Genomic DNA, 25680 nt, shown 5'->3' with positions numbered 1-25680 from the left:
GTCAGATAAATTAAAAATTTTAACAGCACTTCCGCATTTCGACGTAATTCTGTCACGCAAAACACAGGGTTTGCAAAGCATCAACCCTTGGTGGCAAATTATAAATCACGTCCTGCACCGATTTCAGAAACCCAGACATTAGACTTCTTGCATAAGTCGGGAAAAGGGGCAGGGGGAAAGGGTAAAGGTTTTGTATTTTCCCCTTCCCCTTTAACCTTTTCCCTTTTCCCGACTCTTGCAAAAGTGTTTTTTGCAAGAGGTCTATTGAAAAATCCAGTTCATCCCAAGTCAGCACTCCGGTTTTTGCCGGTGTCAGATTTGCCTTAAAATTCAAAATTATGATTTGGGTAAGTCCTATATTTATTGTTTTGGTGGCAATTTTACGATCAAAGACTTGCTTTTGAGTGCCCGATCGCCACAAATTTTTCCGACTTGCGAAACTAGCTGTAAATTTATGTGGAATGTAACTTGAGTGACAGTTTACATCTCCAATGGAGATTAAAGTATCCTTCTGTGGAAATTCCAGGTTACGCGATTCCCTGCACAATATTCTAATAAATGAGCAGCAATTCTGCAAAAATACGCTTTTTGGTTGTTGTCTAGTATTATGGCAAGGCAAAAATTCTGCTGAAGGTGGAAAGTAGGAAGTAGGGAACAGACAACTAGCCGTCAGAAAATAGCAAGCGCCAATCCCCAATTAATTGATTCAGAATTCTGAATTCTGAATTCTGAATTCTTGATTATTTCCATAACAAAAAAATCCGGGCGATGCTAAAGATAGCAGCGCTGAGAATTGCACTAATAGGAATTGTGATTAGCCATGCAGTGGCAATTCCTTGTAGAGTTTTGAACTTAATTGATTTAATATCTCTTACCAATCCAATACCGACGACACCACCCACAAGGGCGTGGGAAGTGGACACCGGTAAACCAAGCCGGGAAGCAACCAGAATAGTGGTAGCAGTGGCCAGTTCTGCACAAAATCCACTGCTAGGTTGCAAGGAAATGATATTTTCGCCAATGGTGGCAATGACTTTTTTACCCCAGACAGCCAAACCCCCAACAATACCAGCACCGCCAAGAATTAAAATCCACATGGGGATAGTAATTCCATCCACAGGTACGCTACCAGTGCTATTGATGTAAACAATCGCAGCTAAAGGAGCGATGGCATTTCCAACATCATTAGAACCGTGAGCAAAAGCCACAAAGCAAGCACTCAACAGCTGGAAGCGGGCGAATAATTTTTCTACAGCAGTGGGGAATGGGGAGTTAGGAGTGGGGAGTGGGGAGTTAGGAGTTATGCTACTTGTTCCCTTGTCTCCCTTGTCTCCCTTGTCTCCCTTGTCTCCCTCATCTCCCGTTTCTTGCAATTGTCGCCAACTAATAATTGTGAGTCCAATTGCCGCTACTGCACCAGTGAAGAGTGGAATGTCGTAAGTGGGTATGTCTAAGCCAACTTGCTCAATTAAAAAATTTGTCACAGGTTGGGTGACCGAAGGTAATACAATCACACCAAAGACACTTATTAGTAGGGTACTCAACCAAGGAATCCATTCTTGTAGCTGGACTATTTGATTGGGTCGATCTAAAATCCAGTGCTTAATTTGACTATAAATTAAAGCTGCGATCGCTCCACTAATTACAGGTGTTAAAACCCAGCCTACGGTAATCTTGCCAATTGATGACCAATCGATTGCATCTACTCCCAAAGCTACCCAACTAAATCCAGCGATCGCACCCACAACGGCGTGGGAAGATGACACTGGTAAACCGCGCGATGTGGCAATTTGCAACCACACACCACAGGAAACCAACACCGTCGCCATTCCCACAACAAGTATTTCTGGTGTAGCAGCAAATAAACCGGGATTAGCAATTTTCGTTGCTAGAGTTTCCGTTACCTGATGTCCAAACAACACAGCACCGGTAAACTCTAATACCCCAGCAATTATTAATGCCTGTTTGAGAGTCACAGCTTTGGAACCTACAGAAGTTCCCATCGCGTTAGCAACATCATTTGCACCGAGATTCCAAGCGACGTAGAAGGTTAGTAGGGCGACGAAAAGTAGGGTTAGGAGCATGGGAGATGGCTTTTACGGATAAATTAAGATTTTATAAGTTTCCGCCGTGGGTGCGATCGCTGCTTCCACTGCTGCTGATAAATCTTTTAATGGATAGCGATCGCTAATCAATGCTTTTACGTCAATTCGCTGATTAAATACAATATCAGCTGACAAGTTCTGAAGCCGATAAGATGAACTGTAACTGCCCATTAAATCAATTTCCCGACGATAAAGGATATTCGGGTTAATGGGAATTTCCACTTCATCCGGAAATTCAGCAAAAAACAAGATTTTACCGCCTTTGCGGGTACAATCAAGGGCTTGAAAGAAAGCTTTTTCACTGGGGACGGCTAGCAAGGTAACATCAACACCTAGTCCACCAGTCAAGGCATGAATTTTGGCGGGTAAATCGGCGTCACGAGCATCAAAAGCCGCTTCTGCACCAACATGCAATGCTTTTTCAATTCTAGAGGGTAGTAAATCGGTGGCGATCGCTTTTGCTCCGAAATACTTCACCAACATAATGAACATTAACCCAATGGGCCCTGCACCAGTGACTAATACAGTTTGTCCTGGCGCAATTTGGGCTTTTTTCACTGCTTTCAAGCAGCAATTCGTGGGTTCGACAAAACTTGCTTCTTCAAAACTGATATTGTCAGGGATGGGAATTAACCCGCCGTTTTGCACAATATGTCCTGGAACTTTGACATAATCAGCGAAACCGCCGCCACTAGCATTAAAGCCTGCGGTGGTGGAAATGTTTTTGTAGACATCGCACATGGAAAAATTGTCATTTAAACAATAGGCGCAATGCATACAAGGGATGTGGTGCATGACAGCCACGCGTTGTCCAACTTGCCAATTTTGGACTTGAGAACCTACTGCTGCGATCGTACCAGCGGTTTCATGTCCAAAAATGCGCGGTGGTTCATATAACGGATAACGAATTTTTTTAATATCTGATTGACATAAACCCACAACCCGCACCTGTACCAGTACTTCATCTGGTTCCAAGGTTGGAACTGGGACATCTTCGTAAGAAAGTTGATTTACGCCTCTAAACACCTGTGCTTTCACGTTGATTTTTCACCGCTCAACGATACTAGATGTAACATTATTGGTCAACGTTAGGTGATGAAAGTGCGGATTTTTTCTTTTTTGTGACCAATAATGTACATACAAACCAGCCTCAACTGTAGAAAGTAAGGTGTCTCGTAGGTACATTGGAAATAAAACACAAGCATCTAAGATGACATTAGGCATAGTAATTTGACTATCTTAATTATTCTTCATAATCATCAAGTCCAGCTTCTTGACTCATTTCTATTAGTTCCTGTAACAATTGTCTACGTTTAGTATCCCTATCGAAACAACTATTATTTATATAAAATAATTAATTTCCTTTTGTATCCTTAGCAATATACGAGGAGCAACACCAACTTGTTTAGCTTTATTTAACCAATCTTTGATCTGATTTTCATTGCCTAAAAAATAATCTGCTTTAGCAATGTAGCAGCAACTATATACGATATCAATGAGATCGTTACCTGCTTCTGTCAAAGGTAAAAGCATTTGTTTACCTTCACTATATCTACCTAATTCTATTAGAATAGCTCCTCTAGTTCCTTGAATAGTTTTAATATCACCAGCTAATGCTAGTGCTTGAGCAGACCAAGTATCAGCTTTTTGTAAATATTCCATTTTTTCGTGTTCAATAACAATTGAAACTAAAGTATCAAGGATATATAATTTGTCTCTTACTATTAGGCGATCATTAATTACAATTGGCTCTAATAATTTAATTACTTGATTAAAGTTTCGTTTATCAAATTCTACTTGAGCCTCATATAGTATTTGTAATGTTTTCAAATCATTGTTAAAAAAATCAATTGAAGAGTCATTTTGATGAATTGTGTATCTATCAAAACCTAACTTTTTTTGAATCAATTGTTCATTAGTTTTAGTTAAAACATCGAGTACTTGCTTACCATCATTTGAGTGTTTTTGTCCGTATATAGTTAATTCTGATGGCAAAAGATTACCAAAAACTAATAAAAATTCAAAAACAGCAAAAGAGACTAGAATATTTAGATAGTTTGGAAATATATAATGTAGAATTTTCTGATTGTAAATGCTAATAATTAATATAAATAATAAACAATTAATCATCGGCCCAGCTAAATACATAAGTATCAGCTTAGGTTTGATTTTATCTAATTTTAAATTAGATATATAAGTTATACCACCGCTAGGCATAAAATTAAATTCAATTATAAAATCGAATAATTTCAAATATAACATTCTTTTACCACTTCCAATTTTCACTAAAAATGGTTTAAAACCCATCATTTTTGCTACCATAAGATGTCCCATTTCATGACAAAATATTGAAAAGTAAGCCCATATATAAATTGATAAGCAAGCCCATATCCAAATCAATAAAATTTTCATTTAAATCACAAGTTAGTCTTTATTTATTAGTATTCCCAATCAATTAATAATTTATTCGGTAAAAATACGAGGAATAGATAATTAAATTGACACTATTAGGGAATACTAAATTATTAGCTAATACAAACATTAGATAATAAGAAAATGCTGATAAAACAGGATAAATTCTGATGTATCCTCGTCAAAAATACGTAAATTATTCTTTATGGTTAATCAAACATACATAGCAGATGTCTTAGTTGTTGGTGGTGGAACTGGAGGGACTGCTGCTGCTATCCAAGCAGCGCGACGGGGAGCTAAAACTATGTTGGTGAGTGAATTTCCTTGGTTGGGGGGAATGCTCACTTGTGCGGGAGTAGCTGCACCCGATGGCAATGAATTAGAAGCTTTGCAAACAGGGTTATGGGGTGCCTTTTTGCAGGAATTACGACATCGACAACCAGGGGGATTAGATAACTGTTGGGTAAGCTTTTTTAGTTACGATCCCCGCATTGGGGCAGAGATTTTTGCTGATTGGGTGAAGGAATTGCCGAATCTTCATTGGATTTCTTTGCAAGTGCCTTTAGAAGTTTATCGGCAAGGCGATCGCATTACTGGTGTGCGCTTTGCGGATTTTGCTGTCACAGCCAAAATTATTCTCGACGCCACAGAATTAGGAGATTTATTGGCTTTAGCTGACATTCCTTACCGTTGGGGTTGGGAATTGCAATCTGAGTGGGGAGAACCCAGTGCCCCGGTAAAATTTAACTCTTTAACCGAGAGATATCCGGTGCAAGCGCCCACTTATGTGGTAATTATGCAAGACTTTGGTGAAGCCGTTGCCCCAGAAATTCCGCCTGCCCCCAACTATAATCCATCCTTATTTGCAGGTGCTTGGGACGGTTATGGAGCAGAGACATTTTTAAATTATGGACGTTTACCTGGCGATCGCTTCATGATAAATTGGCCAATTTGTGGCAATGACTACGGCCAAGGGGTAGGGCGGCTGATAAAGTCAGAGGTAACCAGAGGTGAATTTATCCAAGAATCACGCTGGCACAGTCAAAATTTTGCCCATTATATTCAACATCAACTCGGCCGTCGCTATGGTTTAGCCAGAGAAGTATTTCCCTATACTCAAAAAGCTTTTGCACTGCATCCCTATTACCGGGAAAGCCGGCGCTTAGTGGGGCTAACTACTATCCGCGAACAGGATATTTTGCCTGTTGCTGGGGGTAGAGTTGCATCTATATTTAATGATGCAATTGCTGTTGGTAACTACGCCAATGACCATCATTATCCTGGCGTTCAATTTCCACTGCAACCAAAATCTATCCAATGGGGGGGACGCTGGACTGGGACTCCCTTTACAATTCCCTACAGTTGTCTAATTCCAGCCACAACGGATGGTTTCTTGGTTTGTGAAAAGAATATTTCCGTTTCCCACATTGCCAATGGCGCAACCAGATTACAACCAGTGGTTATGGGCATTGGTCAAGCAGCGGGAATGGCGGCGGCGATGTGTGTTGAGTTAAACTGCCAGCCAAGGGATTTACCTGTCAGGGATCTACAAGCGGCTCTACTACAAGACAACCGCTCAAAAGCAATAATCATACCTTTTTTTAATTTATCGCCTAATCGTTCGGATTGGCTGCATCGCCAACTGTATTACTTAAATAACCCATTAGCCTATCCAGCTAGTGGTGATTGTCCTGGGCTATCTACGGATAACTACTTTGAATCTAATGTTAATGAGGTCTTAATCTCACAAAACAAGTGTTTTCAAGGTATTTTCTACCGCATTGGTCATCAGGAATACAGATTCACTGTCACTGCTCCCGCCTTATATCAAGGTAAAAATTGGCAGCTTGTGACTTTGCGATCGCATATCAATGAACAGTTACACGCTTATCCCGACCAACAATTAATTACAGTATGGGGTCGTGAAAATCACTTCAGTAATTGGTTATTAGTCGAACATTTAAGCTAAGGATAAGAGTAGTTTATTTTCAGTAAAACACAATACTTTTTGATGAATTGTCCGGATATTCCTAGAAAAGCTAAGTATCAGTGAAGTGGAGAGTTCCAAAATAGACATCTGCTATGCGTGCTGCCATTTCACTTTTAGTTTCGAGTCTGGTGTTCGGCCCCTTAGCTTCCAACTGCCAAGCAATGGACAATCACTTAACAAGCAGAAAGTCTGTAGACGATTCTGCAACTTTTCCCAAACTACGACGCCTTCCAGCAATACCAAGAGCAAACAGACGCCACTTGCTACAAGCCGGGAGACCCGTCCAATGCAGTGGCTCAACTTTCCAAGACAATTGGCTGCTTTCGATGCCTGCTTGGCAAAAGTTCCTCTCGGCACAATCTGACCAAAATCCAGATGATGCGCCACGTCATCGCGGTAGTGGGCGCAGAGAAGTAATGCAAAAATTCGCCAAAAATTTCTACGCTGTTGTTTAATAGCTGTGGGATAATGGACGTTTTGGCAAAGCTGATTACTAGAAAACAAGGTGTTGCGCTAATATTTTTTTCGCGGTTTTGGTGGCAGAGATCTATACAGTTAACATCCGAAAATCTTCAGCGATCGCTTAGTATTTCAACTAAAATTTGCTGTATGTAATAGTTGGCATAAAATCTGGAAATCAAAAGGCAAATTCAATCAATTGTCTCGAACTACAGTATTACCAACTCATCAAAAACCACACAACTGTTACTCTTATTTCTGGGAAGCTCTGCGTCTCAACCTCAACTACTTTAGAAACAGATGTTACTTAGGTTATCAATTAATTTAAAACACATCTAATTCCGACATTTTGCTAATTGGGGAAAAAACTTAAGGCAACTTCTCTTTATTCCCAAATAAGTTTTCTTACAGATTGAGTAGCTGGTTACCTACATCAATACATATAGGACTTACGCATGGTCAACGAAAAATTAAGGGTTTGGGCTGGGGATAGGGAAACAGTTGCTTTCTGACGCAAGGCGACAGGAAAGCAACTGGCGTCATAGGAGAGCCACTGCGTCCTTGCGGGTAATGCCCGACTTGTAGCAAGTGGCGTCATTGGACAAGAAAAAATCCCCTGTTTGCCCTATGCCCTATTCCCGACCTCAACAAATAATTTCGCTGCGTAAGTTCTGACATAATTATTGGGCATGAGCCATGGGGCAGTGAACAGTCAACAGATAACTGATAACTATCATCTCCCCATCTCTTCATCTCCTCATCTCCCCACCCCCTATTCCTTCACTTCAAACGGTTGTTTTCTGGCGATTATCTTCTATTCGCTCGATACCGTTGAGGAACATGGGTACAAATTTCTCGAAAAACGCTTGTGGATCGCGCTGCCAAGCTTTTTGTGCGGCTTGAATCCTAGTAAACTGCAACTCAGGTGCTAACAAAGTCTGGGGTAAGCGTTCCATCAGGTACTGAGGACGTTGCCAAAGGGGCATGTTATTTGCAACTTCCAGCAAGTTGGCAACTCGGCGCAGTTCGGCCCCCAAGGTGATATCCATTCCCGATTCAAAGGCCGCCTGTTCAATTGCAGTATATTTTCGCTTCGCTTGCTCTATTTTTTGGCGATGTTCTGGACTTTTACGCGCCAGTTCTGCTAACCAACGGTTACCCCAGCGTACATGTCCTGCTTCCTCTGGCAAAATCTTTTCAATTGTTTGCCGGATTTTGATGTTTTCTTCTGTTTGTGGCGCTTGCTTGAGAGCGTAAATGTGTGCAGAAAAATACTCACAACCGCGTTTTTCAGTGATGTTAATTGCTGTCAGAGCAGCAATCATCCAGTCGTCTAAGTTACGTTTTGGATCGTAGGCGTCTTTGTCAAGCAGGCGATCGAATTCATCAATATAGGAAGTTCCGGGGGGAGTTCCTACATCGCTTCCTAGTTCGATGAGTAAATCAGTCAGCCACATGGCATGGCGAGCTTCGTCCGAGATGTGATGAGACAAATCCCGCACTAATTCTGGAGGCTGTCCATTCAGTTGCTCGATTAAGTCAGTCAGGTCTTTACAACTGCGTTGTTCGCTGTAGCGGTAGCGATTGAGGGTAATTAAGTGGATGTGGCGATCGCATACCACTTGTTTCAAGATTTCCCTTGCACCAAAGGCATTCTGAAATTTACGTGGGTAAGTGACTGTCATAAACTTATATAAAGTTTTGTAAACTTACACGATCCTAACTTACTTTTTTGTCAGTGCCGTATTCCTACTGTATTACTGAAAAACAATAAACTTCAAAAAAAAAATTACCGAAAAACGGCGATAAAGCCTATTCTTTCTGGGGATGGGATGAATTGCCGTCTTAGTCATTAGTCATTGGTCAATAGTTATTAGTATTATTAAAAACAAAAAATACCGTATAACTACTCCTGATTCAAAATCCTCAGCACGTAAAGCCGGGGGATGAGTTAGGGACTTTCAAGTAAAAAAATATTCCACAGAAGATTGTTATCTGTTGACCGTTGACGGTTGACAGTCAGCGTTCCCTTAATCAATCTCCACTTAATAATATCAGACTGCAAAATATAAACTTTTGTAAAAAATGTTAGTGGTTTTGAACAATAATTTTGACAAGTAAAATCGCTAAAAGCTTGATTTTTCAAGCTTTTTATTGGATATGCACTCAGATGACAAATATGGAATTTCTAAATTCAATGCAAAATAGTAGCTTATGTTACAGTTTTTTCTGTTATATTAGTCATAGAAAAGAACCCAAAAATATATATTCACTACAAAAGCGTGGAGGACTATGGTTATGTCTATTGCAGAAAAATCTCGTGCATTAATGGTTCGCGAACATCAGCAAGTCAAGAATCGCCAACAATCGATGCTGATGCGTGCTGCACAAGAACTTGGTCTTCCTGAAGAAGCATCTCACTACTGGAACCCTATTCAAGGGAAGATAGATGCAACAACGCGGATGATTTATGGACGCAGCAACGCGACGATGAGTTAGTGAGGATATGGGGAGATGGGGAGATGGGGAGATGAGTTTTTCCCCTGGAGCCTCTTCTCAATGCCCCATAGCCAACACTAAAAAATAGCTGCTCAACAGAGAAAAAAGCCACCCTCCAAGGTGGCAAAATTGAAACTTTTAGTTAAATACGGTGCTTAAGGGATTACCAAGGAATAAATTTCCAATTTTGTGGGGTGGGCGTTTCGCCCGCCCTTTGCTATGGGCAGCCAAGATGTTCACCCCACAAAAAATTGAATGTTTTTTATTCGGCAGCCCCTAATTAAGCATCGTAATAGAGGTAAAACTCGTAGGGATGAGGACGCAGCTGCAACTGCTTGACTTCGTTAGCCAGCTTGTAGTCAATCCAATTTTGGATAAAGTCTTCTGTGAAGACGCCTGATTCTGTCAAGAAAGCGTGGTCGTTTTCTAGTGCTTCTAAGGCCAATTCCAAAGAACCTGGGGTTGAAGGAACCTTCGCCAGTTCTTCTGGAGAGAGTTCATAGATATTTTTATCTAAGGGAGAACCAGGATCTATTTTGTTTTTGATGCCATCAATACCAGCACAAAGCATCGCAGCGAACGCTAAGTAGGGGTTAGAAGTGGCATCTGGACAACGGAATTCTAACCGCTTAGCTTTGGGGTTATTTCCAGACAGAGGAATACGGATAGAAGCAGAACGGTTACCTTGGGAGTAAGCCAAGTTAACTGGTGCTTCATAACCAGGTACTAGGCGCTTGTAAGAGTTGGTACTAGGGTTGGTAATTGCTAACAGTGCTGGTGCGTGTTTGAGAAGACCGCCAATGTAATACAGTGCTGTTTCACTCAAACCAGCATACTTGTCACCTGCGAATAGAGGTTGACCATCTTTCCAGATGGACTGGTGACAGTGCATTCCCGAACCGTTGTCGCCAAAAATTGGTTTTGGCATAAAGGTGACGGTTTTGCCGTATTTTTTAGCAACGTTTTTGATGACATATTTGTAAATCATCAACCAGTCAGCAGCTTCGATCAACTTCCCAAAGCGGAAACCCAATTCGCACTGACCACCTGTAGCAACTTCATGGTGATGCTTTTCAATGGGTACACCTAAGTCTGCCATTGTCAACAGCATTTCTGTACGGATATCTTGGAAAGAATCCGTTGGCGAAACTGGGAAGTAACCTTCTTTGAAGCGTGGTTTGTAAGCCAAGTTGGGTTTTTCAGCTGTACCGGCTTTACCAGAATTCCAAGCACCTTCTTCGGAGTCTAAGAAGTAGTAGCCTTCGTTGGCGGTTTGAGCAAACCTAGCATTGTCAAAGATGAAGAACTCAGCTTCAGGGCCAAAGTAGACTGTATCACCAATACCAGTGGAAACTAGGTAGTCTACTGCTTTTTGAGCAATTACCCGTGGACAACGGTTATACCATTCACCCGTGCGGGGTTCCTTAATACTACAAACTATACTTAGCGTTGGTACTTCCATGAATGGGTCGATCCAAGCAGTGTTGGGATCGAGTACCATCGTCATGTCCGATTCGTTGATCGCTTTCCAACCCCGGATGCTGGAACCGTCAAAAGGTACGCCATCAGTGAATGAACTTTCATCGATTTGGTTGTAGTACACAGTGAGGTGCTGCCAAGTCCCTACTGTATCAATGAATTTGAGATCGATCAGCTGAATTTTTTGGTCTTGGATTAAATTCAAGACTTCTTGTGGGGTTGTCATTGTTACTCCTTCTGTACCAATTTCCTAAAGTAAAACCAGAATCTTCCAAAACATCCTAGCCCTGCTGATCTCAATCAAGCCGTGACACACCTGAAATATCTTAAATACTAGATATTAGGGGATTTTGTAGTTTGTGTTACAGATATCTGGATTACAGGTTATATTAACCTTTCGCCGATCGTCTGTACAAAACTGGAAAGTTCATCACATAGGGGTCAACTTTGGCATAGAATCCTTATGTAGTGGATAGATTGTTTTTGTGCCGAATCTATTTTTAATAGCACAAAAATTTACTGTTGCATAAATGCAGCCAAATAAATATCAAACCATAGATAGCAACGATTGGGAGAAAAAGGAATGCGCGATGCGGTAACAAGTTTAATTAAGAATTATGACGTGGCTGGTCGGTATTTTGACCGGAATGCGCTTGATAGTCTAAAGTCTTACTTTAATAGTGGTACAGCACGAGTACAAGCGGCTGCGGCAATTAATTCTAATGCAGCCGGACTTGTCAAGCAGGCTGGTTTAAAGTTATACGAAGAACTGCCGGAACTGATTCGTCCCGGTGGAAATTCTTATACAACCCGTCGTTATGCGGCTTGTTTGCGGGATTTAGATTATTACTTGCGCTACGCCACTTATGCGTTGGTTGCTGGAAATACAAATGTGTTAGATGAACGAGTCTTACAAGGTCTGCGAGAAACTTACAATTCTTTAGGAGTACCCATCGGGCCGACGGTTCGTGGCGTGCAAATACTCAAGGATTTAGCTAAGGAACAAGTAGCAGCAGCAGGTGTGGCTAACACTGCTTTTGTAGACGAACCATTCGATCACATCACACGCGAGTTGAGCGAGATTGATGTTTAGATTTTAGGGTGGCGTCTTCGACCAACGCCACAACTAATGATAAATAGCGATCGCCCTCTAAAATTCAAGTGCGATCGCTTTTCTATGAAGCCCCAATTTGCTGTTTCAATTTAGCGATCGCACCTGTGTAAAATAATTTTGCTACATTGAAGCTGTGTTTTTGGAGTTGTTTTCGACTAATGCCTGCTGTGGGCTACGCCTACGCAATTTGCAAATCTTCACAGATCCAAAGCAATAAAAAATAACATAGCTGTTGACACTCAACAACCATGCTATTGTTTTGATTTATAACTTGCTTAGAAAATTTTGTTGTTTCTAGACTTTAAGTTTTCTAAAGTAGGAATTATCTAGGATTGAGATGGCGTCTAGTTCCCCATCCTGGATTGACGATGTTGGCTAAATCTTCTTCTGACAATTTGTCGATTTCTCTGTCTAGTTCTTCAGGGGTGAATTCATAGCCACGTTCGCGAGCAATCTTGATAAAAGCTTCTGGATTAGCTGTTGCTTTGAGCTTCTCTTGTAATGCTTGATCTCGCTTGACGGCTTCAAAAAGTCGGGCAGCATTTTGCTGTGTCATGTTAGCCCATCTCCTGTTTTAAATATCAGGTTTGAATTGAATGCAGTAATTTGATTCCTGCGCCTTCACAAAATTTTGTAAATAACTTTCCAATTCAGCATATTAAGTTTCATCTTAGAAACAAAAAACAAAAAGGTGTTAATTTTGACAGAAAAATATAACATTTAGGCTAAAATTTAACATCTTATTTGTAAAATTCAGTCCTCAGACAGTAGCATTGTTGATCGGGACTTGTAAGATTTGGGATTTGGCGAAAAGTCTTGGATTGTCGAAGTCCATATCCCCGACTTGTTAAACAAGTCGGGGATCTAACTTTTCAGCAATGATTTAAGATTGCTATGGAAGTTGCCGATGTTTGAGGCGGTAATTATGGAAGAACTATTAACTTTAAAAGACTTGCTTCTTCAAGGTGATATTCCAGCGGCTTTGATGATAGTGGAAGAATTAGAGGAAATGAGTCGAAATGACATCATCAAGACGATTCGTAGTTATGCAGTGATTCTGTTGTTACATCTAATTAAACAACAAGCTGAAAATCGCACGACTCGCTTTTGGGAAGTCTCGATTCGGAATTAAATTCGGTAAATTCAGCCAGAAAATAAGCGGCGTCAAGCTGGTGGTTATTATTTGACACGAGAAGAACTCAGGGAAACTTTAGAGGAAGCTTATTTAAACGCTATTGATGAGGCTTCTCTAGAAGTTGAAGAAGGACGTTATGAAGTCCAAGAGTTAGAGAAGCTGGTTAATGGCGAAGAAATTATTAATCGTGCTTTAGATTTAATCTTTCCAGCACAATCAAGTTATAATAACTAGAAAATTGTCTTTTTAATTTGGCACCCATTCCCTAATCCTGAATATCCAGTCCCCTTTACTTTGGTGTCAATTGGCTAAACAACGACTCGATACATTATTAGTAGATTTAAATTTATGTACTTCCCGCGCTTTGGCACAGAGGTTAATTCAGGCGGGGGAAGTTACTGTTAATCAGCAGATAGTTGATAAACCTGGTACAGAAGTTGATATTACGGCTCAAATAAATATTAAAGAGCGATCGCCCTTTGTTTCTAGAGGTGGTGAAAAACTCTCCAAAGCTTTGACAGTGTTTGCCATTCCCGTCACTGGACGCGTTTGTTTGGATGGGGGAATTTCTACAGGTGGCTTTACCGATTGTTTATTACAAGCTGGGGCAAAACTAGTTTACGGTATTGATGTTGGTTATGGACAAGTAGACTGGCTCTTAAGAAATGATTCGCGGGTAATTTTGCGCGAACGCACCAATTTACGACAGCTACGACCAAATGATTTGTATGGTGAAAATGACCCGATTCCCGATTTAGCTGTGGTGGATGTGTCGTTTATTTCCTTAACTAAAATTCTCCCTGCTTTATGGGAGCTAACTCAAGCAAATCGAGAAGCTATATTGTTAGTTAAGCCACAGTTTGAAGTCGGTAGATCCCGTGTGGGAAAAAAAGGAGTTGTGCGCGATCCTAACGACCAAGCTGACGCTATTTTCCAAGTATTGCAAGCCGCTCAAAAATTAGGATGGAAACACAAAGGCTTAACTTGGTCGCCAATTACTGGCCCGGCTGGAAATATCGAATTTCTTCTATGGTTGGAGATGGAAAGTGAAACACCATCGCTTGATTTAGAGGAGATTAAGCAAATCGTTCAATTAGCAATAGTTGATTTGCGGAAAAATTGAAGAAGAATACAGAATACAGAATTCAGAATTCAGAATAAATTAAAAACCACTAAATCTTTCGTGCAGCATTCGGCAGTAAAAATTTAGTTTAAGAAGAATACAGAATAAATTAAAAATCACTAACTTTCGCATAGCCTTACACAGTCAAGATTTAGTGGATATTTCAACGTAAAGATTTATCAATGACTCGTACATAATTGATACTAAATTCTGAGTTCTGAATTCTGAATAAATTAAAACCCACTAAATCTTTCGCATAGCCTTACGCAATCAAGATTTAGTGGATATTTCAACCTAAATATTTATCAGTGACTCGTACAGAATTGATTCTGAATTCTGAATTCTGTATTCTGAATTCTTTCTAAACGTCGTATATTAGACACTCTACAGAATCAGGATGGCGATCGCAATACTTATCCAAAGAGGTTTTGTGTTGTTCTGCTTGATGTTGATGAGATTTTTCAGCTTGCAATTCTTCCACGATATCCCAAGCTACGGCACAATTAGCAGAATTACTGCCATTTAACTCACAGGTTGTACGAGCTTCATTAATGGCTTCAAAAATAGCTTGCTCAAGAGTTGTAGCAGTTTGATTTACGTTTAAGGTTGTTGTCATGTCGTTACCTGATGTTTCCAAAGATATCAATCAACGGCAGAGATTCTAATGACCTTAGAAAACTCACATTTACAGTTTAGATATGCTTACCAAAATCAAATGGTGTAAACACCGCAATCTTTTAGCAAACTTAAGTGGGGATTACCCTATGGCGATCTTTGCTGAAAAAAGCTAAACTAACGCGCTTTGAAATTCACAATCACTCGGTTTGTTGATTGTTGACGGTTAATAGCAAAGATAGTCATGTTCTCAATGTTGCATTGCAAATTGGGAATTGCAATGGATTGTCATAAGAGTTTGATAGAAGTTGATAAACGCTTATAAAGGGTAACAAATGAGAAACAATTATTAGTTATTCTCAATACTTCATCCCTAATTCTTGTTGCAAACGATACAGAATTGTGTTTTGGTCAACTTGAGAGAGAATTTCTTGAATGACGCTGCTAGCGCCCAACTGTCCCCAGGTGCAGCCTTTTTCGAGATAGACTTGGGCGGCTTTGCCAACGGAGTATGCACCATAACCAGCGATTCCAGCTTGGGCGATGGCACTACCAGCAAAGGCTGTAATATTTGTGGGATTGTCACCGCTAGCGATCGCAGCTGTACTCTTACCCAAACCCAACACAAAACTACTACCTAATTCTCCCAGAAGTAAGCCACCAGAACTCAATAAAATCGTTTTGAGAATTTTCCCTGCTTCATAACTGGTCATTGGTAGCCCATATAAGCGAGCTAAAGCGCGAATTAAAGCTAAATCGGCAACAGTTCCCCCCAGGATATCTAAAAAGGCGATGGGATTCAGGGCTACTGCTAAAGCTTTGTATTTGGTAAATTGCCAGATGATATCTTCGGCTTCTTGTTGGCGTAAATCAATGGTTTTTTGGGCGATGGACTCTTCTGCGTCTCGTGCTTGGACGAGTGCATTTAAAGCTAAAAGGGATCGGCCTTCGCGATTTAGAATGTTCAAAATTGTGTGCTTGAGTTCATCCACTTGCGGTGGTGGTGTCTCCCATTCATAGGTAACGCTACCATCAGGCCATTCAACCCGCACTTCCATTGGTGCTGGTTCCGCCGCCACCATGACAATTTCATCGGGTAGCAAGGGTTTTGCTTGGGAATATCCAGCACCGAGTTGTTGCAAATTTTCGTAAATTGCTGCCTTGTCTGTATCTGGGTACAAATCTATTTTGTTAAACACCAAAATCAAAGGTTTTTGCGATCGCCTTAATTCCAGCAACGCTTGATACTCAGTACGCGTGATGTCACCGGAAACAACAAACAAAATCAAATCAGCTTGTCGCACTACTTCCCGTGCCATGTCTGCCCGTGATTCGCCCTCAATTTCATCTAATCCTGGTGTATCAATTAACTCTACTAATACCTTATTACCGGGCTGCCAGCGTACCGAACGAGGCCATTGAGTGACACCATTCAAAGGCCCAGTTTGCAGAATTTTGTCTCCCAACAAAGCATTTAAAACCGCTGACTTACCACGACTCACCAAACCAAAGGCAGCAATTCTAATTACGTTAGAGTCTAGTTTGTTGAGTGTGGAGTTAAGAGTTTCTAATTCTGGTTTCACAAAAGATGCCAATTCTGGGTTAGATGAAAGCTGTCCTGATTTACGAAGATAGCCATACCAAGATAGCGCCTGTCTGAGACTGGCGCGGGCACGGTTTAAGTGAGTTTCTTGCAGATTACGCGAACTCGACATATTATCAATATTTTCAGCTTTCACTTTCGGAAAAATGCTCTTTTAACAGCGAACAGTCATGAGTTAAATCCCTGGGTTTGGTATCCCCCACCAATTGGTGTCAGGTGTTGGTGGGCCGTAACGCCACACCATACGCTGTCAGGACTGATAACTGAATTTAATGCTCAGTTACTCTATTTCAGCGTTTGAGCATGTTTTTGGATATATTTTTATACTCAATATTCATGCTCAACAGATGCCATGCCCTTCCAACAAAGGAAGAGAGTAAAAGGTTATATCTATCCTAATATCTCCAAAGTTCTGAGAGTAGGCTATTATGCTTATAAATTCAGTATATGAGTCCTATGGGTCGCAAAATTATCTATTGAGGCTAGTTGTAAAGAAGGACTTGCATTAACTGTCAACCGTCAACATCAAACAGATAACTTGGCTATAGAACTCATATTTCATTTGGTGAAAAAACTCAGTACACCCCTAAATTCCTTTTTTCCTGTTAAGAGTTCCCTGTTAAGAGTTCCCTCCCCACACAAATATGTTCATTAGACCTCTTGCAAAAGTAACTTTTGCTCATAGGGGGAAAGGGTAAAGGTTAAAGGGAAAAGGGTTTTTATTTGCCCTTTACCCTTTACCCCTTACCCTTTTCCCCACTTTTGCAAGAAGTCTATTAATCAAATCGGATTCCTATAGCAATGTAGCCATTCCAAAATTCACATTTGATTTGGGAATAATAAATCTGGTGTTAAAGATTTGGCATTTATGATTAACATTCCCGGATATCAGGTGGGCGAAAAACTTTATGATGGTTCCAGAACACTGGTTTACCGAGCTGTTAGAGAAATTGATTTATTACCAGTAGTCATCAAGGTTTTAAAGAATCTTTATCCCAGCTTTAGCGAAGTCTTACAATTTCGCAATCAATATACCATCGCTAAAAATCTCAACTATCCTGAAATTATCCAAACCTATAGCCTAGAACCCTACCCAAATGGCTATACGTTAGTCATGGAAGACTTTGGGGGAATTTCCCTGAAAGATTATTTTGTCAACAATCATGTTGGTTGTTTAGAGAAATTTTTAGAAATAGCGATCGCTCTGTGCAATGCCTTAGATATACTTTATCGCGAACGCATTATTCATAAAGATATTAAACCCAGTAACATCTTAATCAATCCCCACACCAAACAAGTTAAATTAGTTGATTTTAGTATTGCTTCTTTATTACCAAGGGAAACTCAAACCTTTGTCAATCCCAATGTTTTGGAAGGAACGCTGGCTTATATTTCTCCAGAGCAAACAGGGAGAATGAATCGCAAGATTGACTATCGCACTGATTTTTATGCAATGGGTGTCACTTTCTATCAATTACTCACGGGAGAGTTACCTTTTGCTTCAAGTGAACCAATGGAATTGGTACATTGTCACATTGCCAAAGTACCACCATTAGTACACGAAATTAATTGTGAAATTCCTCCGGTGATTTCCCAAATCATCAGCAAATTGATGGCGAAGAATGCTGAAGATAGATATCAAAGTGCCTTGGGATTGAAATTCGATTTGGAGAATTGTTTACAGCAATTAATAGCAACGGGTTACATTGAGAACTTTAAAATTGCACAGCGCGATGTGTGCGATCGCTTTATGATTCCCGATAAACTTTATGGTCGAGAAACCGAAGTCTCAACCTTACTCCAAGCCTTCCATCGAGTCAGTCTTGGGGCTACAGAAATGATACTGGTTGCTGGATTTTCGGGGATTGGAAAAACCGCAGTTGTCAACGAAGTGCATAAGCCAATTGTGCGGCAGTGCGGTTACTTTATCAAAGGTAAATACGACCAATTTAACCGCAACATCCCCTTCAGCGCCTTTGTCCAAGCCTTCCGAGATTTAATGGAACAACTATTGAGTGAAAATGATATTCAGCTGGCGCAGTGGAAAAACAAAATCCTTGGTGCTGTGGGTGAAAATGGGCAAGTCCTCATAGAAGTTATTCCCGAACTCGAACAGATTATTGGCAAGCAACCAGCAGTGTCAGAACTCTCAGGTAGTGCAGCCCAGAACCGCTTCAACTTGCTATTTGTGAAATTCATCGCTGTGTTCGCAACACTAGAACACCCCTTAGTAGTGTTCCTCGATGACTTGCAGTGGGCAGATTCAGCCTCGCTGAAGCTGATGCAAGTGTTGATGAATCAAAGCAAGGAGGGCTGTTTGCTGATGATTGGGGCATACCGAGATAACGAAGTCTTTCCCACTCATCCCCTAATGCTGACACTGGAGGAAATGAAGAAAGCTTTAGCAACCATCAGTACTTTTACCCTCGCCCCCTTAAGTAAATTTCAGATCGATTGTTTGGTGGCTGACACCCTCAGTTGTTCCACAATGATGGCGCAACCGGTCTCCGAGTTAGTTTATCAAAAAACCAAAGGCAATCCCTTTTTTGCTACCCAATTTCTCAAAGCCTTGCATCAAGAGGGTTACATTGCCTATGACCTGCAAGTTGGACACTGGCAGTGCGATATAGTGTCAGTGAAATTGCTCTCCCTCACTGATGATGTAGTTCAGTTCATGGCGCGGCAATTACAAAAGTTGCCACAAATCACTCAAGAGATACTGAAGCTAGCTGCTTGTGTGGGGGCACAGTTCGATTTAGAGACATTGGCCATTGTTTCCGAACAACCAGCAACTCACATTGCAACAGCATTGTGGAAAGCCTTGCAAGAAGGTTTGATTTTACCCACAAGTCAAATTTACAAGTTTTTTCACGGTGGACAACAATGCCAGGTACAAGAAACAGTCAATCCCACCTATCGTTTCCTGCACGATCGCGTCCAGCAAGCTGCTTACTCTCTGATTCCTGACGACCAAAAGCAAGCCACTCATGTGAAAATTGGGCAATTGCTGTTGCAAAATACAACACCTGAAACTTTAGAACTGCATGTTTTTGATATTGTCAATCAATTGAACAACGGAATTGCTCTCATCGATGAAATAAGCGATCGCTATCAGTTAGCTCAGTTAAATTTGATTGCTGGCAAAAAAGCTAAAGTTTCCACAGCCTACAAAGCAGCCATGAAATACTGCGCCATCGGCATGGAAATCCTTCCCGAAGATAGTTGGCAAACTGCCTACGACCTCACCTTTAAACTTTATCGGGAATGTGCAGAGTGCGAATACATCGTAGGGCGCTTTGACGAAGCAGAGCGACTCTTCCATCGGGCATTACAGTACGCTGAGAATAAATTCCATCTCGCAGAAATTTATGGCTTGCAACTAGCCCTGAAATCCAATCACGGAGAAAATATACTCGCCGCTTATGAAGCTGCACTCAGTGGTTTGAGTGTTATGGGCATGAACATTCCGGCAACCGATGAAGGTCAGCAAGCACTGATTGAAAGCATACTCCAGGAAATCCATTCCAAACTGGCAACTGTACAACCCGCAGATTTATTTTATCTGCCTGCGATGACCGATGCACAGAAAAAGGTATGTATGTCAATCCTCCCCGATCTCTGGGGAGCTGCTTATACCGGTGGCAATCAAGCACTGACCATTCTCAGCATCCTGTTAATGGTTCATACTTCATTAACCTATGGCAATGCCGAAAGTTCCGGCTGTGCTTATTGTTTGTATGGGATGATGCTGACGATTCAGGGAGACTATCGCAGTGCTTATGAGTTCGCCACCTTGGGACGAAAGCTTGATGGCCAATTCAATAGCGCCAAGTTCATTCCCAAAACTAATAACGTTTTTGGTCATGCAATCAATCCCTACAATAGACCACTAGTTGAAAACTTAGCAGTTTACCAACAATCTCTTCACATCAGTTATGAAACAGGGGATCTTGGGTTTGGCGTTTGGGCAGTAATATGTCTGATTTGGACGATGCTGTTAAAAGGCGATTGCCTATCAGAGGTGTATGGCGAAACCGAGAAATACTTGAGCTATGTGCAACAAGTAAATAATGTCAATATTACCCATACATTTCACCTCCAACAGCAATTTCTTTTACACCTGCAAGGTTTGTTAGCAGAACCCGATTTACTGGTGGATGGTGGAGATGGCCAGATTCTCTGCCTTGATGTTTGGCACAAGAATAATTTTGAGGCAGGGATCAATTGGTATTGCTTCTTGAAAATCCAGCTATTGTACTTGTACCATCGCTATGCCGATGCCGTGGAAGTCGCTGCCATTGCTGAAAAAACCCTGGCTTCTAATCTTGGTTTGTTTCCCATCATTTTATTCCACTTTTATTATCCGCTGAGTTTAGCCGGGCTTTATTCCCAAGTAACACCAGAGAAACAGCAGCATTACTGGGATGTGATGCAGCAACACCATCAAATTCTAGAAACCTGGACGCACACTTGTCCAGAGAACTTTTTACATCAATCACTGTTGCTAGCAGCTGAAATGGCTAGAGTTTCTGGTAACTATGCAGATGCCATTGCCTCTTACGATGGCGCTATTACCGCAGCCAAAGAAAATGATTTTACTCAAATTGCCGCACTGGCCAACGAACTAGCAGCAAAGTTTTACTTGGAATGGGGCAAGGAACGGATTGCTCAGGAGTATATGACTCAAGCTTACTACGGCTACACTCGCTGGGGTGCAAAAGCCAAAGTCGCTGATTTAGAAAAACGCTATCCCCAACTACTTGGGCCGATATTACAGCAAATTCGTTCTCCTGTTTCCATCAACGAAACCATCTTTGCATTAGGAAGTGTTACATGCACCAGTTACCCCACATCTAGCAGCAATCTCTCAGATATCCTAGATTTAAAAGCTATTCTCAAAGCTTCTCAAACTATCTCCGGTGACATCCAACTAGAAAAATTAATGTCATCGTTGCTTTCCATTGTCATCGAAGATGCAGGGGCTGATAAATGCGTGTTAATGCTGGTGCGAGACGAACGCCTGCTAATTAAAGGCTCAATTACCCAGGGAACACAGCCAGCGATATTGCAGCGGATTCCTGTTGAGGACAGCCAGGAAATTCCCTTAAAGCTAATTTACAAAGTCAAGCACAACAAACAGATTGTTGTCCTAGTGGATGCCACAACAGATCCCGTCTTAGCCAACGACCCGTATATCATGCGCCAGCAGCCTAAGAGTGTTTTGTGTACTCCGATTTTGCGTCAAGGCAAGTTGATGGGCATTTTATATCTAGAAAATAATTTAACCACGGGAGCATTCACTAGCGATCGCGTTGAATTACTAAATCTCCTTTGCACTCAAGCCGCAATTTCCTTAGAAAATGCCCGACTTTACGAACGTTCTCAGGAATATGCCCAACAATTAGAGCGATCGCTTCATGAACTGAGTGCCACACAATCTGACTTACAAACATCCCAGCAACGGCTAAAATTATTGGTTCAGCAAACTCCAGTAGCAGTTATAGAATGGGATACCAATTATCACGTTACTGACTGGAACCCGGCAGCAGAAAGAATCTTTGGTTACAGCAAACAAGAGGCTTTGGGTCGTGAATTCAAATTCATTATCCCTGAAAAGATTCAACCAGAAATGGAACGAGTCAGCGTCGAAATCATATCCCAACAAGGCGGTAATTACAGCGTCAATGAAAATGTGACCAAGGATGGCAAAATGATTATTTGTGCGTGGTATAACAATCCCCTTGTGAATGTGGATGGTGAATTAGTTGGAATTGCTTCTCTAGCAGATGATATTACCGAACAAAAAGTTGCCCAATTCCAACTTCAACAAAAAGCCCAAGAACTAGAAACTGCTTTACAAAATCTGCAACAAGCCCAATTACAAATGATCCAAAGTGAAAAAATGTCTGCTTTGGGTAACTTAGTTGCTGGTGTGGCTCACGAAATGAATAATCCTTTGGGTTTTATTGCTGCCAGTATTAAACAAGCTAAACCCACTGTTGCCGATGTTGTTGAACACCTAAAACTCTATCAAGAAACTTTCCCCCACAAAAGTAATGAAATTATCGATCATGCTGAAGAAATTGACCTGGAATACAGTTTAGAAGATTTACCAAAAATATTTGATTCCATGACAATAGCGTGCGATAGATTAAAAAATATTAGCACCAGTCTCCGCACTTTTTCACGTGCTGATAAAGATTATAAAGTGAAATTTCATATTCATGAAGGTATCGATAGCACAATTTTAATTTTGAAGCATCGCCTGAAAGCTAACGAACAACGTCCAGCCATTGAAGTGGTAACTGAATATGGCGATATACCTGAAATTGAGTGTTTTCCAGGGCAATTAAATCAAGTATTTATGAACATCTTGGCTAATGCTATTGATGCTTTAGAAGAATCAAATAACAAACGTAGTTTTGAAGAAATTAAAGCCAATACCAACAAAATTACAATTACTACTTCAGTTAAAGATAACCAAGTAAAAATTTCAATTTCTGATAACGGTATTGGCATGAATGAATTAGTAAGACAAAAAATATTTGACCATTTATTTACTACCAAAGCCGTTGGTAAAGGTACGGGTTTGGGACTGGCCATCGCCTACCAAATTATAGTAGAAAAACACCGCGGTTACCTGGAATGTAACTCTTCTCCCGGTGAAGGTACAGAATTTGTCATCTTGATTCCAATCCGATAATAAATAGGACTTAGGGACTTACAAGTAAAAAATATTCCATTGCTATTGGTGACTGTTGACCGTTGATGGTTAGACGTTAGAACATGGGACTGTGTTCGTTATCCCAACATTTGCGATCGCGCCAGTCTCTACCAGTATCTTCGCATTCAGATGCATCATCTATCCAAGGAATTGATGTCGAGTGATGTAAGTTTCCTGCGGAGGTAAATAAATTAGTACTGAACACAGACAATAATGGCAATAAAAAGGATAAAGTTATCAAAGTCAAAATTGGTAGAGTAATCAAATATCCAACGAGTAGTATTATGTGATTTGGAGTTGTATAAAAACTCGAAGTTTTATTTTTTTGACTAATTTTTAAGCTTGGTTTGGAATTAGAGAAAAACATCATACAACCCTGTTAACGCCAGTTTCTATAGAAATCAATTTGGTTTTTTCCCAGCCAAGCTGACTTAGAGCTAGCCACAACAGGTTTTAGCTCTCAGTATACTTAGCAAGATGCAAGTGAGATTTCTATATAATTCCGAATTTTTACGTAACTAAGATTATTGAAGTTATATGTTTGAATGTCAAAGGTGCAAGTCGGGACTTCTTATAAATTTTAATCTTTGGGCGCTAAAAAATATTTTTAATGAAAATATACTGAAGTAGTGGCTCTTATATCTCAGTAAATACCGAAAAATTCAAGATTTTAGCTGGAAAATAGGGAGTGGGGAGGTGGGGAGATGGGGAGATGGGGAGATGGGGAGATGGGGAGATGGGGAGATGGGGAGATGGGGAGATGGGGAGATGGGGAGATGGGGGAGACAAGGGAGACAAGGAGAGAAGTCTGAGCGGAGGTTTCCGACCATCAGAACTTCGGAGAGAAAGATTGCTACCTTGTCTACCTTGTCTACCTTGATGGGGGGATGGGGAGATGGGGAGATGGGGAGATGGGGGAGACAAGGGAGACAAGGAGAGAAGTCTGAGCGGAGGTTTCCGACCATCAGAACTTCGGAGAGAAAGATTGCTACCTTGTCTACCTTGTCTACCTTGTCCTCTTCCCATCCCCAATGCCCAATGCCCCATGCCCCATGCCCCATGCCCAATGCCCCATTCCCAAATAAAGTCAGTATCCAGTTGAGCGTTTTATACATTTTTATTTTTACGGATGCCCATGTCTGATGTTAGAAAAATCAGAATTTTGATTGTTTATGAGCGTTCGGGAATGGGTCATGAAGTGATGGCTAATATTCTCGCCAATGAGATTTTACAGAATTCTCAGTTTGAAATTCTCAGGTACACCATCACTGAATTACTTCAAGACCCGTTGAGCGAACTATTAACAAAAACTTGGGTTAGGGCGTGGAATTTTTTAATTAATCGTAACTGGATTAATGTAGCAGATATACTAATTAATTATCTGATGCGGTTTATTTTGTTGCCTATCGGTGAGGTTAGCTCAGTTACAGCTATGCACCAAACTTTAGATGAAATTGCACCGGATATTCTCATTTGTACTGCCGATACTGCTGCTAAATCCTTGGGGAGTTGGGCTAAAGAAAAGCAAATTCCTTTTTTGATTGTGATTACAGATTTGGCTGTTTTTATAGATTTAGTTTGTCCCACTGCTATCCATATCTGTTATTTTCATGAAACTGTAAATGCTGTACAAAGTTTTCCATTCACCCTTACTTATTGGGCTGATGAATTAAATCGTCATAGTAAGTTCTCACAGCAAATTCGGTTTATAGGTAAATATCTTTATGATTTTGTGATTTGCTATCCACAAAATCGTATCTATCGGAATATAGATAGAGATTATCAATCTAAAAATCCGGCTAAATGTGAGGTAATCGGCCCGTTGCGTGAAGCCAAGCATTTTGCAATTAGAGAACAAAATAAACTGCGCGATCGCTTGCAATTATCTCCTACAGATTCTTGTATTCTCATCATCAGTGGCAGCTTTGGCGGCAATTTTTGTACAAAATATCTTAAATATTTACAAAGCCTATTTTTAGATTCTTTAGTTATAATTGTGGCTTGTGGGCGAGATGAAAAACTGCGGATTCAAGTTGAGCAGATAGCTAAACAAAACCTAAATGGTAAAGTGCGATCGCTTGGTTTTGTAGATAATCTCCATGAGTGGATGTCTGCTGTAGATATTATTCTCGCCCGCCCTTCAGCAGGTGTTTTATTAGAATCAATGTTAGCTCGCACTCCATTGCTACTTACCAGACAAGCTGCGGCGAATGACCGCGGAACTATTAGCTTTGTGGAAAAATATCAATTGGGTGAGTGCTTTACAAATCGCCAAGATTTGCAGTTAAAAATCAAGCGTTTATTGCAAGAGAAAGAACAATATCAAAATCGCATTGAGGCTTTACTGAAAAAGTATCCATCTACCTTTGAAGAACAAAGCGCAAACTTCTACAATATATTATTGCGATCGCTGGAAAATTAA

Annotated in this window: 18 protein-coding genes and 1 pseudogene; 9 read left to right on the top strand and 10 right to left on the bottom strand. The window is 40.8% G+C overall.

Annotation, left to right across the window (positions count from 1 at the left end):
• Positions 1-52 precede the first annotated feature (52 nt).
• The 4 genes from VF06_RS26805 to VF06_RS26785 all read right to left on the bottom strand — a co-directional run bounded on the left by VF06_RS26805 (position 53) and on the right by VF06_RS26785 (position 4517).
• Entirely contained in the window at positions 53-421 is a 369-nt protein-coding gene (locus tag VF06_RS26805) for a hypothetical protein (protein ID WP_099073086.1), read from the bottom strand.
• A 319-nt stretch (positions 422-740) separates the two neighbouring features.
• A complete protein-coding gene (locus VF06_RS26800; RefSeq protein WP_099069727.1) occupies positions 741-2084 on the bottom strand; it encodes an inorganic phosphate transporter in 1344 nt (447 codons plus the stop codon).
• 12 nt (positions 2085-2096) lie between these two features.
• Positions 2097-3143 (bottom strand): zinc-dependent dehydrogenase, encoded by a 1047-nt coding sequence (locus tag VF06_RS26795; protein ID WP_099069726.1) that lies wholly within the window; start codon positions 3141-3143, stop codon positions 2097-2099.
• 303 nt (positions 3144-3446) lie between these two features.
• Entirely contained in the window at positions 3447-4517 is a 1071-nt protein-coding gene (locus VF06_RS26785) for a M50 family metallopeptidase (protein WP_099069725.1), read from the bottom strand.
• Between the two features lie 205 nt (positions 4518-4722).
• Here VF06_RS26785 and VF06_RS26780 point away from each other — a divergent pair, with 205 nt between their 5' ends.
• Positions 4723-6486: an FAD-dependent oxidoreductase gene (locus VF06_RS26780; RefSeq protein WP_099069724.1), complete on the top strand. Its 1764-nt coding sequence runs from the start codon at positions 4723-4725 to the stop codon at positions 6484-6486.
• 113 nt (positions 6487-6599) lie between these two features.
• Entirely contained in the window at positions 6600-6962 is a 363-nt protein-coding gene (gene patX, locus VF06_RS26775) for a heterocyst-inhibiting protein PatX (RefSeq protein WP_099069723.1), read from the top strand.
• A 789-nt stretch (positions 6963-7751) separates the two neighbouring features.
• Here patX and VF06_RS26770 read toward each other — a convergent pair.
• Positions 7752-8651 (bottom strand): ferritin-like domain-containing protein, encoded by a 900-nt coding sequence (locus VF06_RS26770; protein ID WP_099069722.1) that lies wholly within the window; start codon positions 8649-8651, stop codon positions 7752-7754.
• 613 nt (positions 8652-9264) lie between these two features.
• On the opposite strand from VF06_RS26770, the gene gifA reads away from it, so the two are divergent.
• Positions 9265-9465, top strand: coding sequence for a glutamine synthetase inactivation factor IF7A (gifA, locus tag VF06_RS26765; RefSeq protein ID WP_073638537.1), 201 nt, complete (start codon positions 9265-9267; stop codon positions 9463-9465).
• Between the two features lie 280 nt (positions 9466-9745).
• Here gifA and glnA read toward each other — a convergent pair whose 3' ends face one another.
• Positions 9746-11170 (bottom strand): type I glutamate--ammonia ligase, encoded by a 1425-nt coding sequence (glnA, locus tag VF06_RS26760; RefSeq protein ID WP_099069721.1) that lies wholly within the window; start codon positions 11168-11170, stop codon positions 9746-9748.
• 357 nt (positions 11171-11527) lie between these two features.
• Between glnA and apcB the strand changes: the two genes are divergently transcribed.
• Positions 11528-12037: an allophycocyanin subunit beta gene (gene apcB / locus VF06_RS26755; protein WP_099069720.1), complete on the top strand. Its 510-nt coding sequence runs from the start codon at positions 11528-11530 to the stop codon at positions 12035-12037.
• A gap of 343 nt (positions 12038-12380) precedes the next feature.
• Here apcB and VF06_RS26750 read toward each other — a convergent pair whose 3' ends face one another.
• Positions 12381-12614 (bottom strand): Nif11-like leader peptide family natural product precursor, encoded by a 234-nt coding sequence (locus tag VF06_RS26750; RefSeq protein ID WP_096534900.1) that lies wholly within the window; start codon positions 12612-12614, stop codon positions 12381-12383.
• Between the two features lie 369 nt (positions 12615-12983).
• Between VF06_RS26750 and VF06_RS26745 the strand changes: the two are divergent.
• Both VF06_RS26745 and VF06_RS26740 read left to right on the top strand, forming a co-directional pair.
• A pseudogene (locus VF06_RS26745) lies at positions 12984-13427 on the top strand (DUF29 family protein).
• Positions 13428-13497: 70 nt separating this feature from the next.
• A complete protein-coding gene (locus VF06_RS26740; RefSeq protein WP_099069719.1) occupies positions 13498-14316 on the top strand; it encodes a TlyA family RNA methyltransferase in 819 nt (272 codons plus the stop codon).
• 361 nt (positions 14317-14677) lie between these two features.
• Here the strand turns inward: VF06_RS26740 and VF06_RS26735 are convergent, their stop codons facing one another.
• Entirely contained in the window at positions 14678-14932 is a 255-nt protein-coding gene (locus VF06_RS26735) for a Calvin cycle protein CP12 (RefSeq protein WP_099069718.1), read from the bottom strand.
• A 358-nt stretch (positions 14933-15290) separates the two neighbouring features.
• Positions 15291-16646: a DUF697 domain-containing protein gene (locus VF06_RS26730; RefSeq protein WP_099069717.1), complete on the bottom strand. Its 1356-nt coding sequence runs from the start codon at positions 16644-16646 to the stop codon at positions 15291-15293.
• Positions 16647-17402: 756 nt separating this feature from the next.
• Between VF06_RS26730 and VF06_RS26725 the strand changes: the two genes are divergently transcribed.
• Entirely contained in the window at positions 17403-23237 is a 5835-nt protein-coding gene (locus VF06_RS26725) for a trifunctional serine/threonine-protein kinase/ATP-binding protein/sensor histidine kinase (RefSeq protein ID WP_099069716.1), read from the top strand.
• Between the two features lie 76 nt (positions 23238-23313).
• On the opposite strand, the gene VF06_RS41275 is transcribed toward VF06_RS26725, so the two are convergent.
• Positions 23314-23463, bottom strand: coding sequence for a hypothetical protein (locus VF06_RS41275; RefSeq protein WP_180267511.1), 150 nt, complete (start codon positions 23461-23463; stop codon positions 23314-23316).
• A 491-nt stretch (positions 23464-23954) separates the two neighbouring features.
• On the opposite strand from VF06_RS41275, the gene VF06_RS39565 reads away from it, so the two are divergent.
• Positions 23955-24401 carry a hypothetical protein gene (locus VF06_RS39565; RefSeq protein WP_143874532.1) on the top strand — a complete coding sequence of 149 codons (447 nt, stop codon included), beginning with the start codon at positions 23955-23957 and terminating at the stop codon, positions 24399-24401.
• Positions 24394-25680, top strand: coding sequence for a glycosyltransferase family protein (locus VF06_RS26705; protein WP_099069713.1), 1287 nt, complete (start codon positions 24394-24396; stop codon positions 25678-25680). Before VF06_RS39565 ends, VF06_RS26705 begins: the two co-directional genes overlap by 8 nt.

It is taken from the genome of Nostoc linckia z4 (genome assembly GCF_002608075.1).
Taxonomy (GTDB): Bacteria; Cyanobacteriota; Cyanobacteriia; order Cyanobacteriales; family Nostocaceae; genus Nostoc; species Nostoc linckia.
The sequence above is the reverse complement of the archived record's forward strand: the minus strand, read 5'-3'. Positions and strand labels throughout refer to the sequence as shown.